Genomic DNA, 14,119 nt, shown 5'->3' with positions numbered 1-14,119 from the left:
GACCTGTGTTCGTAATGACAGCGTATTCCGAGTCGAACGCGGACGATCCCTCCGTCGTCGTCGTCCACGAGGACCTTACCTACGCCGAGCGCGACGCTGGCGACCTGAAACTCGATCTCTACGTCCCCAAACCCGATGCCGGCGACAACCGGCCACCGCTGGTGGTCTACATTCACGGCGGTGCGTGGATCTACGAGACTCGGAAGAACGCCCCCGACCTCGAGCGGTTCGCGGCCGAATGGAACTGTGCACTCGCAAGCGTGAGCTACCGGCTGGCGGCGGTTCCCGACGATGTCGACCTCCCGTTCGACGTCGACCCGGAGAACCCGACGCCGCGTGGCGTCTTCCCTGACCCGATCATCGACGTGAAGGCGGCGATCCGGTGGTGTCGTGCACATGCCGACACGTACGGCTTCAACGGGGAGCACATCGCAGCGTGGGGGTCCTCTGCGGGTGGCCATCTGGCGGCACTGGCCGGCGTCGTTGATGACGTCACCGACATCGCTGGCGACGCCTACCCAGCTGAGTCCGTCAGAAAAGCGGTCGAACCCACCGAATCGGGCGCGGTACAGGCCGTCATCGACTGGTACGGAGTCCACGACCTGCTCGAGTTGCCGGGTATCGAGGAGACACCCGAGTCGCTCCTGTTGGGTGGGCCGCTGTCGGCAAACCAAGACCGCGCCCGACGCGCGAGTCCAGTCACCTACGTGACGCCGGACGATCCACCGTTTTGCATCATGCACGGCCGCGAGGACGAGGTCGTATCCGTCGAGCAGAGCTGCCTGCTGTTCGACGAACTGGCGAACGCAGGCGTCGACGCAGCGTTCTATGACCTGCACGACCTCGGTCACGTCTGGGGTGGCGACTCCGAGCGGACGGCCATGGCCGCCCTCGAGTCGGGCGACCACGCCCAGACCGTTACCGCGACTGCAACGACCCGCACGGAATGCGACGAAACGACGACCGGCCCATTGCTCGTTTCGCACCCGCCAGCGGGACCAGACGCGATCGGCACGTTCCTTGAGCGAACGCTTCGAGAGGGTGCCGGCGACGGATCTGCGTCGCGGTAACGGTGTGTGTGACGGACCAGCGAAAACCACCCACAGCCCGCCGCAATCAGCACTTTATTGGCTTTCTCATCAGTACTATGGACCGATGACAGTCCCAACAAAGACGCTGCCGAGTGGCGACGAACTGCCGATGATCGGCTTTGGCACGTGGGAACTCGAGGGTGAAACCGTCCAAAAGTCGGTCCAAGCCGCACTCGAGACGGGCTACACGCACATCGACACGGCCGAGGGGTACATGAACGAAGCCGAAATCGGCGAGACGCTCGCCGACGCTGATGTCGACCGCGATGACCTCTTTCTCACGTCGAAGGTGCTCGCGAAGAACCTCCACTACGACGACGTGATCGCCTCCTGTAGGGACAGCCTCGAGAAGTTGGGAACCGACTACCTCGATCTGTATCTGATCCACTGGCCCAACCCGGCGATTTCGGTTCGGGAAACGATGCACGCGATGGAGACGCTTCACGAGGAGGGACTCGTCCGCAACGTTGGGGTCTCGAACTTCAGCGCCTACCAGTTGAGCGCCGCCCAGCACGTTTCCGACGTGCCGATTGCAGTCAACCAGATCGAGTTCCACCCCTGGTTCCAGCGCCCCGATCTTGTTGAATACTGCGAGGACACGGATACCGTCCTCGAGGCGGCAGCACCGCTTGGCCGAACCGAGGTCTTCGAAGACGAGGTCGTTCAGGAACTGGCCGACGAATACGAGAAATCGCCCGCACAGATCGTCCTTCGGTGGGCTATCGAGCGCGACGTTGTTGTCCTCCCGCGGTCGACAACGCCCGAGCACATTGCGGATAACTACGCGCTGTTCGACTGGGAACTCTCGAGCGAGGATCGTCAGCGCCTCGACGAACGCGACCGCAACGAGCCAGTGTACGATACGCCCGCACGCGACTGGGAGAGCGACGTGTGGGGGATTCCACAGTGAAAAAGGCGGTCGCGCTCACGCCGGAGTCGAGTTAGTGAACCGTCCGATCGTCGCTCGTGTCGATTTCCTCGAGTGGGTCGTGATTGCCTCGAACTGGTTCTGAGAGGTCGTCACTTGGCGCAGCCCACTCGACGGCGTTTGCAAGCACTTGTTGAATCTCCTCGTTGTGATAGACGGGGTAGGTCTCGTGGCCCGGCCGGAAGTAGAAGATTTTCCCGCTGCCACGGCGGTAACAACAGCCCGAGCGGAACACTTCGCCGCCTTCGAACCACGAATTGAAGACGAGCGTCTCGGGTTGTGGGATGTCGAAGTGCTCGCCGTACATCTCCGCTTCCTCGAGTTGGATGTACTCGTCGATGCCGTCGGCGATTGGGTGGCTTGGTTCGACGACCCAGAGGCGCTCGCGTTCGGCTGCCTCGCGCCATTTGAGCGCGCAGGTGGTGCCCATCAGTTCGCGGAAAATCTTCGAGAAGTGTCCTGAGTGCAAGACGAGCAGGCCCATCCCCTCGAGGACGTGCTGTTTGACCCGCTCGACGATTTCGTCGTCGACTTCGTCGTGGGCAGTGTGGCCCCACCAGGTGAGCACGTCTGTCTCTTTGAGGACGTCCTCAGTGAGACCGTGTTCGGGCTCTTGCAGGGTGGCGGTTTGAGTGTCGAATCCATGCTCCTCGAGTGTCTCCGCGATAGTCGCGTGAATGCCATCGGGATAGAGGTCTGTGACGGTGTCGTTTTCCTGTTCGTGGACGAATTCGTTCCAGACGGTGACCTGCGTTCCCATACTGTCATCTCTGTCGTTCGGGCCAAGCGGCTTGGTAAAGCGGCAAAACGTATCGACTCTCAGCGAAAGGCACAGTCAGGATGTGGCGACCAGTCCGCGCTCGCGTAGAATCCGATCACAGACGACGACCGCGAGCGCGCCGACGACAGTGACGACCAGCACCGTTGGATCGGACGAAACGTACAGATTTGGCGTCGGATGGCGATACCACGTCAGTGGGTAGAGCCACGCATCCGCAGCGCCGTCAGCATAGGCTTTCAGCCCGTCAACAAGCAGATGCGACAGTGCGCCAGCGAGTAACACTCCGAACGCGCGACGCTGGTGGGCTGAAAGCACCATCGCGCCAATTCCGGACAGCACCACTACGCCACCGAGCGTGTGAATCGCATCGACGCTCACAGGAACACCAACGAGACGCTCGAGCGTCGCGTCGCTGACGAACAGTCCAACTCGATTCACGTCGGGGATCAACGCGCCGATCATCGCGATGGCAACCCACCGGCGCGTCAGCCATTCGAGTCGCCAGCTTGCTATTGTTGCGAGCGTGTACGCAATGAGCACATGCGAAAGCAGTTCAGCCATCCTCGGACACCTCCGCCGCCGATGCACGGCCTTCCGATTGCGACGACTCCCGTGCTTCGAAACCAAGCGTCGAACGCGAGGGCCGCCAGTACCGGAAAAAAGCGGCAATGGCGAGACCGATTCCGAGAACGGATGTGACGTGTTTGTACATCGTCGCACCGGCGCTTTCGTCGACGACCACGGCTTGGTCGGCGTCCATCGTTCGGTCGGCCTCGAGGATGCCGTATACTTGGACGAAGCCGCCCGGTTCGACTGAGTCGTCGATTCCGTCTACCTCGAGGTCGGCCGCGACGTTATCTGCGGAGTCTGTCACCCGGACGAGTGTCGTTTCGCTATTGGAGTCACGCTCCTCGACGGTACCGAACAGGAGTACCTGCTCACCGACGAACGCGTCGTAGTCTTCCTGGAGTTCATCGCCGGTTGGGTGTGGCCAGTGCTCATCATGTGTGATACCGTGATGAACGACAAGGCCACCAAGTATCACAATGAGCACGACAGCGACCATGAGTCGCGCGCGAAAACGCATCTTGTCTGGCACTCGTCGATAACCCACTTGGACATTGTGTTTTCGCTGACTGCGTGTACCGTGTGTTTTGGAGACAGCCACCCACTCGAGGCGGGGACTTTTTGACCGCCACCACGTAGGAGAGGTATGACAACACACGTCCTCGTTCCGATCGATGGCTCACCGCAGGCGTGGGCGGCACTCGATCACGCGGTCTCTGCGCACGGTGATGACCGGATTACGATGTTACACGTCGTCAACCCAGCTGACGGTGTCGCGAGTGACTACGGCGGTGGGGGCTACGCCGACCCACAGACACAGGATCGCGTGCGCAAGCGAGGCGAATCCCTCTGTGAGCAAGCCCGCGACCGCGCTGCCGAGCAGGGTGGGGTCTCGGGGACGCTCGAGACGAGCGTTGAAACTGGCCAACCGGCCCGGCTGATCGTCGACTACGCGGATAAACACGATGTCGACCAGATCGTCATGGGGAGTCACGGCCGGTCTGGAGTCGCCAGATTGTTGCTTGGAAGCGTTGCCGAAACGGTCACCCGTCGTGCAAGTGTTCCAGTGACGATCGTCCGATAACTACCTCGAGAAGGGCGTTTGACGGCAGCTCTGTTCGAACATTGTTCTTCGTGCTCGTTGGATTCTAGATATCTGCCGATAAAATGATCTGGAAACAGGAGTATTAATACGTTCAACAAGTTTATGCCGCTCCCGGCCGCTTGCTCGGAACGAATGCTGACTGGCTGGCGGTACCGTGTGGTCGCGCTGCTTGGAGTTATCGGACTTACCGTCGCCACTGTGAGTGTCGCCAACCACCCCGTTTCCCAAACAATCTTCACGACGCACGTACCACTTTTCAACCGTCTCGAGGTGACGGTCCTCACGAACGGATCGCTGGGCTGGGCGATTTTGCTGAGTGTTATTGCTGTGACCATCGCCCTCCTGCCGTTATACAAACCGCGTCCACGCCGGTTCCTCGATACTATCGTCATGGCCCAAAAGCGCGTGTTCGTCGCCGGGTTGGGACTGGCCGCACTGGGATACTTCAAGTGGTCACACCGACTCCCGCGGGCGACACTCGCGATGATTGTCGGCCTGCTCGCGATTGTGATTCCGGCGTGGTTCGTCTGGATCCGGCGACGACCTGCCGGCACCAACGGGAGGACCCTGATCGTTGGGGATGATCTGGCACAGATCGAACGCATCGCGCCCGAAATCGATGCCCCCGTTCTGGGCTATCTCTGTCCATCGACTGCCGGCCAATTTATGTTCGACGAGCGCACGGTTGACGATGAATCAACCGACAAGATGCGCGCGGACGGCGGACTCGAGATGGCATCCAAGCCACTCTCCCGTGACGACGCCGAACGCGAAACGGCTGGTCACCAACCGCTCAATCTCGAGTCACTCGCACGACTTGGCGGACTCTCACGACTCGAGGATACGCTTGTCGAACACGATATCGATACAGTCGTCTTGGCGTTTCAGCGTGCCGATCGCGCGGAGTTCTTTGGCGCACTGGATGCCTGCCACGAACACGGCGTCGATGCGAAAGTCCATCGAGAGTACGCAGACAGCGTCCTCGTCTCGAAAGGTGACGTCGGTACGCTGGTTGACGTTGACCTCGAGCCATGGGACCCACTGGACCATCTGTTCAAACGGCTGTTTGATATTGTCTTCGCCGCGGTCGGATTGCTCGTCTTCGCCCCGCTCATGCTCGTCCTCGCGGCGGCGGTCAAACTCGATAGCCCCGGTCCAGTGCTGTACAGTCAGGACCGCACCGCTGGCTTCGGTGAGACGTTTCCGGTCTACAAGTTCCGCTCAATGGTTCCCGAAGGCGAGTCCGCAACGCCATCCGAGGACGAGGAAAACGACCGAATCACGCGCACGGGATCGATTCTCCGGACAACGCATCTAGACGAACTCCCGCAGCTGTGGTCGATCTTCGTCGGCGATATGAGTGTCGTCGGCCCGCGAGCAGCCTGGACAGAAGAGGAGGTGCTCCTCGAGGAAGACGCCCCTGCCTGGCGCAAGCGCTGGTTTGTCAAACCCGGACTCACGGGTCTGGCCCAAATTAATGATGCCAAGAGCACGGACCCGAACACGAAACTGCGCTATGACCTCGAGTACATCCGCCGCCAGTCGTTCTGGCTCGACGTCAAAATCGTCGTCCGACAGGTCTGGAAAGTGCTCGAGGACATCGTTGCAACGGTGCAGTTAGATAGGTCACCCTGACTCTGAGTTCGAATCGTCGTCAACGACGGTGATCTCGCCTGTGGGGACTCTCGATTGCATTGTCGCAATCGCGTCCGTTACAGCCTGCCGTGTCGGGTACGTCTGTGTACTTTCGAGGACGGGGTCGCCGGTCGTATCGATCAGTCGCCACGCCCACTCCTCATCACCGTACAGTTCGATCACTGGCTCCTCGAGGGTGATGACGTCTGCTGCGGCCAGTAGCTTTTGGATGCTTGCGACTCGCTCGTGAACGTCGGCTTTCGACCCACCGGGGCGGGCATCGACTGCGACCGGGTCACCGTTGGCTTCGAGGAGTCGCCACTGCCAGCCTGCTCGAGTTATTTCGTCAGTGTGGTCACTAGCGTCGTCCGCAGCCGTGGGTGGACCCGACCCAGAGTCTGGCGCCTCGACGAGATCAAACGAGACACCGGTGAGCGCGACTGGCGAGGCGTGTGGCGCGAGTCGGCGCATCCTGTCGATTTGTGTTTGCAGCGCGGTCTTCGTCGTTTGCGTCGGCGAGCGTGCAAGCACTGTTCGATCCGCATCGAGCAGTGTCCAGCGCCAGGTTGAATCGTGCCCGTCACCGCTTTCGGTCGCTGTCTCGACCGCCACGTTGGCACCATCAGCTTCATCGCTCGCGCTATCAGATGCACCGTCGTCGCCGTCGGCTGCGCGCTCGAGCCAGATCACGGCGTCATCAATCGTAAAGACCGGGACGCTGGAGGTAGTGCGCTCGAGGGCAGCGATCGCGGTGCGTGCGCGTTCGCGGGTCTCGTACGTCCGTGTCGATTCGGCGATGGGCGTCCGATTGCGATTGATGAGGCGGAACCGACAGGACTCTTCTCCGACGAGTTGGACGGTGACGGGACCTGTGGTCTCTACCTGCTCGGTCATCGCTACTTCCCGAAGCTCGTCGATCTGCTCGAGAAGGGCATCGCGCGTGGCGAACCCACGTCCCGAGACGGCAAGTAGCTCGCCGCTTGGGTGGACAACACGCCAGTGCCAGCGAGGTGTTTCTGCAGCGGTGCCGGCCTCGGTGGCTGTAGGTGTCGGTTCGTCGGTCCTAGTGGTGCCATCGTCCCCGTCGCAGTTGGTGTACGGTTGGAACGTCGCCCGGTCCATCGTGACGCTGTCTGCACTCGAGTGTGTTTGAACGCGGTCAGCAGCCTCTCTCGCGGCGTCTACACTCGGATATCGGGTTGGTGCGGTTGCGACAAGCATCCCGGCGTCGTCGAGCAGTCGCCACGACCACTCCTCGCCGACGGTGTACAGTTCGAACGTCGCGGTTTCGACTTCAACGACGGCCGCATCGGGTGCGCGCTCTTTGAGCGTTAGCATCGCTTCGATCGCTTCGTTACGCGAGTCATGGGCGGCGTCGCTATCGTCGAGGACGGTTCCGCCGGCATCGAGCAGCCGCCACCGCCACTCGCCGTTCTCGCTCTGGTAGACTCGAAACGCGGCGGTTTCGAACGAGCAAAGGGTTGCATTGTGACCTTGTTCTCGGAGCCGATCAAGTTGTGCTCTTGCGCGCCCGGCATCGGCTGACGGCTCCGGACTGACTGCGAGACACGTGCGGTCATCAGTTACTAGCCGCCAGTTCCACTGGCCAGCGGCTGCGACGCTGTCAACGCTGTCGTCGCCACTTCTGTCAGCTGTCTCAGACTGTGTCGTCCTGTCAGACGCTGTATCGCGCTCGAGAACGGCACCTGCCGGGTGGATTTCGTACACTGCGTCCTCGAAATCTGTAATGGTCGCATCCGGTATCGCGTTCCGAAAGTGGTTGATTGCCTGTCTGGTCTGCTCGTGTGAGTGACGAGCGGTCGCCCCTCGAGCCACGACTTGATCCGTGTCATCGACGAGTCGCCACTGCCAGACACCTGCGTCAGGGTAACAATCGTAGGCACACTGGTCGACAGCGAGGACGGCAGCCGACTCGATACCCTCGAGTGCGGTCGTCGCGGCCGCTTCAGCACCTGTCCGGTCGTCGAACGTCGCGGTTGCGGTGAGCAGTTCAGTGGCTTGGCTATCGAGGAGTCGCCACGTCCAGCGACCGGGTCCATCCTCGCTGCGGTGGAGTTCAACGGCACCCGTTTCGGCGTCGATACACCGGGCATCCGCGAGCAGCGAACCGACGGTTTCGGCGGTTGCCGCGGCCTCGTCTCGGTGGAGGGTTCCGTCGGGGCTGACTGCCAACGGCGTCCGCTCGTCGTCAACCAATCGCCAGTACCAGCGCTCGTCGCGTTCCGTGAGGGTAAACGCCCCCGATCCGATATCGATGCGTGTTCCATCCGGACCTCGATCTTTGAGCTGGCTTACTGCCGTTGCGACCGTCTCGAGATCGTCGAACTCACTTGCAGCGGTTGCAACTGTGTCGCCACTAGGACGGATAAGCGTCCACGTCCAGTCACCATCGTCGTTCGAGAGGCGAATCGCCGCGTCGGACAGTTCGCGAACGCTGGCACGCTCGAGTGCTGTCTGGAGCTGTGAGCCCTGATCAACGGCCGTCGTACTCGAGTCTGCAGAGGTGGGACTCTCGGCCAACGCCTCGAGATGGAGCGCGCGCCACGTCCACTCGCCGTGGTCTGTCTGGACGAGTGCTAACTGGCTTGCAGCGGTATCTGTGCCCGAAATGACTGCCGGTAGATCTGACGTGGGAGCATCGGTAGGCAGTACGGACTCGTCGTGATCTGCAGTGGTCGTGCTGTCCTCGAGGTGGGTGGTTTCAGTCGATGACTGTCGTGTGAGTGCAACGACGGCGACGGAAACGCCCGCAAAGAGGACCACGCCAGTCACGATTGCAACCCACGGGGCCATCTCGAGTCCGCGGTCGCCCCACCGAATCTGACCGATTGGCCCGAGGTGGCCACTCGAGACCATCCCGAGCGATGTCGCCACTCCGATTCCGAGTTGCCATGCGCTTGAGTGCCGCCACAACTGCGAGACTCGCATTCGTATCCATCTCGAGAGCCGGATGCGCCATAATAATGGACTGCTTATTCGGTGGTGTGATGCGGCCAGTGGAACAGGGCCTACTATCGGTGTGCCCTCCTGTGGGGGGAGGCTACACTGATGAATAAGAGTGCGTGTAAGGGAGTGGATTTCGTGTGCTTTCCGCCCGAGAGAGTGTGGGTTACTGAACTGGAGTGGGGTCGGTTCGGTACGCAGGGGAGTCAGTTGACGGAGCTGACTCGACAGCCGGAAAACGTGTTACGTGAAAAGGGAGTGAGTAGATTTCGTGTGCTTTCGGTTGCGAGTGTGCTTTCGGTTGCGAGTGTGCTTTCGGTTGCGAGTGTGCTTTCGGTTGCGAGTGTGCTTTCGGTTGCGAGTGTGCTTTCGGTTGCGAGTCTGGTCTGTTGTGAGTAGCGTGTTGTTCACTCCCTTGGCTGGACAATCTCCTCTCGCGTCTCGAGAACGATCATCGGATCGAGATCGAGTTCGTACTCGTAGTACTGGCCGCCGCTGAGTCCCTTATTACGCTCGTGACGAACCAGAAAACCGAGCATGTGTAGGTCAGAGAGGTGATCCTGGATGCTCTTGAGCGTCGTCAGCGGCGTTGCACCGTATGCAGTCGCCACCTGTTCGTACCCCTCTTGGATCTCCTTCGACCGCGCTGGAACATCCCCACGCTTCTCGAGTTTGGCGATTGTCTCGAGGATGTACTGGGCGTGTTCGGTCTGATCGCGAATTTTGTTCCGGAGTCGCCCCCGCTGGACGAGCGTGCGAGCGTTTTCGATGTGCGTATCGTCGACTGTCTCGTCTCCATCTCGTTCGGCGACTTCCGCACCGACGCGGAGCAGGTCAATCGCCTGCCGTGCGTTCCCCATATCCTGCGCAGAGAGCGCGGCGGCTTTCGCGATTGCCGAATCGTCACAGGCACCGTCGACGAACGCACGATCAGCGCGGTCGTGCAAGATCGTTCGGAGTTCGCCAGCATCGTACGGACTGAACGAGATTTCGGTCTCCATGAGTGTGTCTTTGACCTTCGCCGAGAGCGACTGGCGGAACGTGTAGTTGTTGCTAATTCCAATAGTTCCGACTAAAGACTCCGTGATATGTCCGTTCGATCGTGCTCGAGGGAGTTCGTACAGTAAGGTATCGACGTCATCCAGATGGTCGATTTCATCGAAGACGATCAGATGGGTGCCGCCGTGTCGGTCCAGTTGGGTGTAGAGTTCGTCGAACGCGTCTCCGGTTCCGAGTCCACGTTTCGGAAACGGGTTGGCGTCCGGTGGTAATAACGTATTGACGAGCCGACGGACCACCATAAATAGTGTCTTCCCGTTACAGTTGATTTCGTGGACATATAGATCGTCGGCGTCTTCGCGAACCTCAACTTCGGTCTGTAGCTCGCCCATCATGTACGTCGTGACTGCAGTCTTTCCGAGTCCTGCCTTCCCGTAGAGAAAGATATTCTCGGGTTCCCGGCCAAACAAGACGTCCTGTAACGCGTGACTGAATGCGTCGATTTCCTCGTCTCGCTCGAGAATCGCTTCCGGCTGGTAGCTCTCGCTCAGGACGGACTTGTCGGCAAAGATGGTTTCCGTTAGATCACTAAACGGGCCAGACATTCAGTACTACTGGCTGCTCGCTAATACTATTTAAAACCACCTTTCGTCTGTTTCGCATGCTCCGTTTCCAGTCAGGGATACAACGACTTTTGCCGATGATGTTGGACTACACCGGCAGTTGCGCCACCTCGAGCACACGAAATGTACTCTCATTCAGTGCGTGTATACGTGCTCTCACATGCGTGGCCACACTCATCGGTCTCTCCGCTACACCCTCGAGCACGAAAGCACACGAAATGTACTCTCTCACACTGGCTCGTGACTGCACCGACTGCATGTGATCAGGGTACTGCGGGCAATATCTCGGAGTGTCTGTTCTCGAGTGCCGAGTGACATACGACCCGTGAACTGACGGCTTCGACGCACTTCGCGTATACTGGTTTTCACGTGTGCTGGTTCCTGAATTGATCGGTTTTCAACACAGTATGCTCAACGTCCCACCATGATACTCGAAAGCACACGAAATCCACTCTCACTCACCCGTCTCCACGGCATTCCGAGCTTACTTCGCTCATTTTGTTCACTCCAACTCGCTTCGTATTTCCCACCCAACGCACTCGTTCACCGCGTTTCCGATGAACCTGGTACGTACTCGAGTCCATTGAACCCAATCCCACCCACAAATCAACGGAGCAACGGAGGCTGGCTTATGACCGCGAACCGAGCAATCGATCCAACTCGAGCGAGTCGTAGCGCCGGTCCAGACGATCCCAGACGACGATTGTCGAGGGAAGGACAAGGATCGAGGCGAGCCAGGCGTAGAAGACTCCAAGCGCGAGGAGGAGCCCGAACTCCATGATCAGCGGAATCAGCGCCAGGTAGAGGACGCCAAGCCCGCACACAGTCGTCAGCATACTCCCGGTGAGCGCACCGCCAGTCCCACGGACCGTCACGAACAGTGCCTGTTCGAGGTCGTCAGAGTCTTCGTACTCATCGACAAATCGATGCATCAGGTGGACTGTGTAGTCGACGCCCAGCCCGATTGACACGGAGAGAATTGGTGCATTGATCGGACTCAATGGAATCTCGAGCAGGCGCATCGTCCCGGCGAGCAAGGCAACAGCGAGTAACACCGGTACGAGGTTGATCACGCCGTAGACGGCCCGCCCCTCAAGCCACCAGTACGAAAGCACGAGAAAGACCATCGTCAGCACGAACGCGACCATGAGGCTGGTGATCGACGACTCCGTCGTCTGCTCGATCACGCCCTCGAAGATGACGAGTTGGCCGGTTGGCGTTGCATCCAGTGTAAGGCTATTTGCGACATCGTCAGCAGCCGCAACTGCCTCGTCTTGTTCCGCATCGACGCTGACCGGAATATCGATCCGGGTTGCGCTCCGGTCGGTCGTCATCCGATCGATCGCTTCTGACTCGTGGTCCTCAAATAGGTGATCGTAGACTGCATCGACTTCACGATCCGGAACCTCGTTTCCGCTCGAGTCGTATCGCTTGACAGTCTGTGCAAATTCTGGATCGGCCGCCGCTTGCGAGTCGATCACCGAGAGGATACTATCTGCATCCGTGACCCGATTGTTCTCGCCCGTTTCGAACGCATCGGATGGATTCTCGAGGGAGCGGTCGATCTCGCTGAGCGCGCCATCGTCTCTGAGCCCAGGATCGTTGATGTAGACGGTGACTGTCCCCTCCATGCCCTGCTCGAAGTCCTCCTCAAGGTGGTCGAGGACGGTCATAAAGGTGTACTCGCCGGGTGCAAGTGGCCCGGGGAGCGATTCGTACTGCTCGATCCGGTCTTCGTCGGGGAAGAAGGCTTCGTCGTCGAACTCCGTATCCACGCCGGTACCGTACGCTGCAGCGCTGAGGCCAATGACGAGCATCGCGACAACGAAGACAACAGGGACAACGCGAGCGATGTGGACGCCGACCGGCAAGACTCGCCCCATGAGAGAGCCCTCACTCCCAAGCGGCGTCGAGCCGAACGTCGGGAATCGCGTTCCCTCGCGGAGGCGGTCGAACCCGACCTTGCCCGCAGGGAGGAACACACCGAAGATGAGGAACGTAAAGATCATCCCGGCTGCAGCGACGATCCCGAAATCACGCGTCATCTCGCTGACGAGGTTCGCTGCGAAGCTAAAGACGGTTGTTAGCGTGACAATCAGCAGTGCGGTCGTGAGTTGCCCGGTCGTAATCCCCATCGCATCGCCAATCGACGCCCCATCAATTCGCTCCTCACGGTAGCGATTGATGATGTGGATCCCGAAGTCGATCCCGACGGCGAGCAACAACGGGAAGACCGTAATTAACGAGTCCGAGAACGGGATATTCGCCAATCCCATGAATCCGAACGTCCAGATCATCGTCATCAACAGCGCAACCAGTCCGAGTCCGAGATCAACCGGATCGCGATAGGCAACCAACAGGAAAAAAAGGATCAGCAGTATCGCTGCCGGAAAGACCACGATCGAGGTATCTCCGAGTAGCTGCAGCATTTCTTCTTCGAGGATTGCATCACCGAAGATCACGACGTTATCATCCGTATCGAACCCGTCAATCTCGTTTGCAAGATCCTGGGTTTCGAACTGAAGCACCGCATGATCGTCAGTATCCGCATTCGGTGGCGTATCGTACGTAATCGCCAACTGCGCGACATCCGCGCTGGCCGATTCGCGGGTAAAGTCAGTACTCACCGGCAGCCCCGAGTTCTCATCTGCGTCCGCGATAGCCGTATTGAGTTGGCGCTGTGAGGCCGATGCAACGGTATGATGCTGTTGTTCTGCTGTCTCGGCCGACGGATCGAGTTCCAGTGCAACCAGCGAGGCCGGGCTCGTTGTCGACTCGACTCTTAGGCTATCTTCGTTCTCGAGGCGATCTTGGAACTCGAGCATTCGCAATAGATTCGGCTCCGAGAGAACGTTTCGATCGTCTGTAATGAACAACTGGGCAGTCGTGCCACCCGAATCACGCACGCCCCGATCGAAGTTCTCCTGCATGTCCTCGAACGCTTCTTGTTCCTCGGAGCCATCGGTGAACTGGTCGGTTCCGGCTTCTTGCTCGCCACCGCCAAGCATCGCTCCGCCGAGGAATAACCCAGTGAGCAGGATGAAGACGAGTACGACCGTCCACGGCCGATTCGTGATCAGCGGATTGATTCGACGGGTAAACGGATCGTCTCCGCGTCCGTCATTGCTATCGCGGCCACCAGCATCGCGGCCACGAGTACTCGCGTCCTGCCGGTCTGCGGTGCTGTTGGGAGCCGTTTCACTCGCCACGCCGTCATTGTTGCGTCCACGTTTGCGCCCGCGTCCAAACTTCTCGCGGAAGTCTATCGCAGCCAGTCGATCTGTGAGGCCACGTCTGCGGGGTCCGTCTGCTGTCGCCGAGTCCGACTGTGACCCACCTGACTCAGCGGTTGCGGGCTCGCCGTCGGACGACGACTCGCCCGAGTCGTACTCAGTGCGATCGGAGTCAGTCATCGATAGGTATCTC

10 protein-coding genes are annotated in these 14,119 nt (G+C 59.7%); 4 read left to right on the top strand and 6 right to left on the bottom strand.

The window, feature by feature from the left end:
- Positions 1–14: 14 nt before the first annotated feature.
- On the top strand, positions 15–1,070 hold the full coding sequence (locus G6M89_RS11105) for an alpha/beta hydrolase (RefSeq protein WP_165161841.1): 1,056 nt from the start codon (positions 15–17) through the stop codon (positions 1,068–1,070).
- 85 nt (positions 1,071–1,155) lie between these two features.
- A complete protein-coding gene (locus tag G6M89_RS11100) occupies positions 1,156–2,001 on the top strand; it encodes an aldo/keto reductase (protein WP_165161840.1) in 846 nt (281 codons plus the stop codon).
- A gap of 31 nt (positions 2,002–2,032) precedes the next feature.
- On the opposite strand, the gene G6M89_RS11095 is transcribed toward G6M89_RS11100, so the two are convergent.
- From G6M89_RS11095 to G6M89_RS11085, 3 genes are all read right to left on the bottom strand, one after another.
- A complete protein-coding gene (locus tag G6M89_RS11095) occupies positions 2,033–2,779 on the bottom strand; it encodes a ThuA domain-containing protein (protein ID WP_165161839.1) in 747 nt (248 codons plus the stop codon).
- Between the two features lie 75 nt (positions 2,780–2,854).
- On the bottom strand, positions 2,855–3,361 hold the full coding sequence (locus G6M89_RS11090) for a metal-dependent hydrolase (protein WP_165161838.1): 507 nt from the start codon (positions 3,359–3,361) through the stop codon (positions 2,855–2,857).
- Positions 3,354–3,887, bottom strand: coding sequence for a DNA-binding protein (locus G6M89_RS11085; protein ID WP_165161837.1), 534 nt, complete (start codon positions 3,885–3,887; stop codon positions 3,354–3,356). The genes G6M89_RS11090 and G6M89_RS11085 overlap by 8 nt, the downstream gene beginning before the upstream one ends.
- Positions 3,888–4,013: 126 nt before the next feature.
- Between G6M89_RS11085 and G6M89_RS11080 the strand changes: the two genes are divergently transcribed.
- A complete protein-coding gene (locus G6M89_RS11080; RefSeq protein ID WP_165161836.1) occupies positions 4,014–4,451 on the top strand; it encodes a universal stress protein in 438 nt (145 codons plus the stop codon).
- 153 nt (positions 4,452–4,604) lie between these two features.
- Entirely contained in the window at positions 4,605–6,107 is a 1,503-nt protein-coding gene (locus G6M89_RS11075; protein ID WP_165161835.1) for a sugar transferase, read from the top strand.
- Here the strand turns inward: G6M89_RS11075 and G6M89_RS11070 are convergent.
- From G6M89_RS11070 to G6M89_RS11060, 3 genes are all read right to left on the bottom strand, one after another.
- Positions 6,099–9,056, bottom strand: coding sequence for a DUF1508 domain-containing protein (locus tag G6M89_RS11070; protein WP_165161834.1), 2,958 nt, complete (start codon positions 9,054–9,056; stop codon positions 6,099–6,101). The two genes, G6M89_RS11075 and G6M89_RS11070, sit on opposite strands and share 9 nt — an antisense overlap.
- Before the next feature lie 422 nt (positions 9,057–9,478).
- Positions 9,479–10,675, bottom strand: coding sequence for a Cdc6/Cdc18 family protein (locus tag G6M89_RS11065; protein WP_165161833.1), 1,197 nt, complete (start codon positions 10,673–10,675; stop codon positions 9,479–9,481).
- Positions 10,676–11,322: 647 nt separating this feature from the next.
- Positions 11,323–14,106: an RND family transporter gene (locus G6M89_RS11060; RefSeq protein ID WP_241175293.1), complete on the bottom strand. Its 2,784-nt coding sequence runs from the start codon at positions 14,104–14,106 to the stop codon at positions 11,323–11,325.
- Positions 14,107–14,119 lie beyond the last annotated feature (13 nt).

It is taken from the genome of Natronolimnobius sp. AArcel1 (assembly GCF_011043775.1).
Lineage (GTDB): Archaea > Halobacteriota > Halobacteria > Halobacteriales > Natrialbaceae > Natronolimnobius.
The sequence above is the reverse complement of the archived record's forward strand: the minus strand, read 5'-3'. Positions and strand labels throughout refer to the sequence as shown.

Coding starts and splice junctions, on each gene's coding strand:
- G6M89_RS11105 (WP_165161841.1), top strand. CDS start 15: ATGACAGCGTATTCCGAGTCGAACGCGGACGATCCCTCCGTCGTCGTC.
- G6M89_RS11100 (WP_165161840.1), top strand. CDS start 1,156: ATGACAGTCCCAACAAAGACGCTGCCGAGTGGCGACGAACTGCCGATG.
- G6M89_RS11095 (WP_165161839.1), bottom strand. CDS start 2,779: ATGGGAACGCAGGTCACCGTCTGGAACGAATTCGTCCACGAACAGGAA.
- G6M89_RS11090 (WP_165161838.1), bottom strand. CDS start 3,361: ATGGCTGAACTGCTTTCGCATGTGCTCATTGCGTACACGCTCGCAACA.
- G6M89_RS11085 (WP_165161837.1), bottom strand. CDS start 3,887: ATGCGTTTTCGCGCGCGACTCATGGTCGCTGTCGTGCTCATTGTGATA.
- G6M89_RS11080 (WP_165161836.1), top strand. CDS start 4,014: ATGACAACACACGTCCTCGTTCCGATCGATGGCTCACCGCAGGCGTGG.
- G6M89_RS11075 (WP_165161835.1), top strand. CDS start 4,605: ATGCTGACTGGCTGGCGGTACCGTGTGGTCGCGCTGCTTGGAGTTATC.
- G6M89_RS11070 (WP_165161834.1), bottom strand. CDS start 9,056: ATGCGAGTCTCGCAGTTGTGGCGGCACTCAAGCGCATGGCAACTCGGA.
- G6M89_RS11065 (WP_165161833.1), bottom strand. CDS start 10,675: ATGTCTGGCCCGTTTAGTGATCTAACGGAAACCATCTTTGCCGACAAG.
- G6M89_RS11060 (WP_241175293.1), bottom strand. CDS start 14,106: ATGACTGACTCCGATCGCACTGAGTACGACTCGGGCGAGTCGTCGTCC.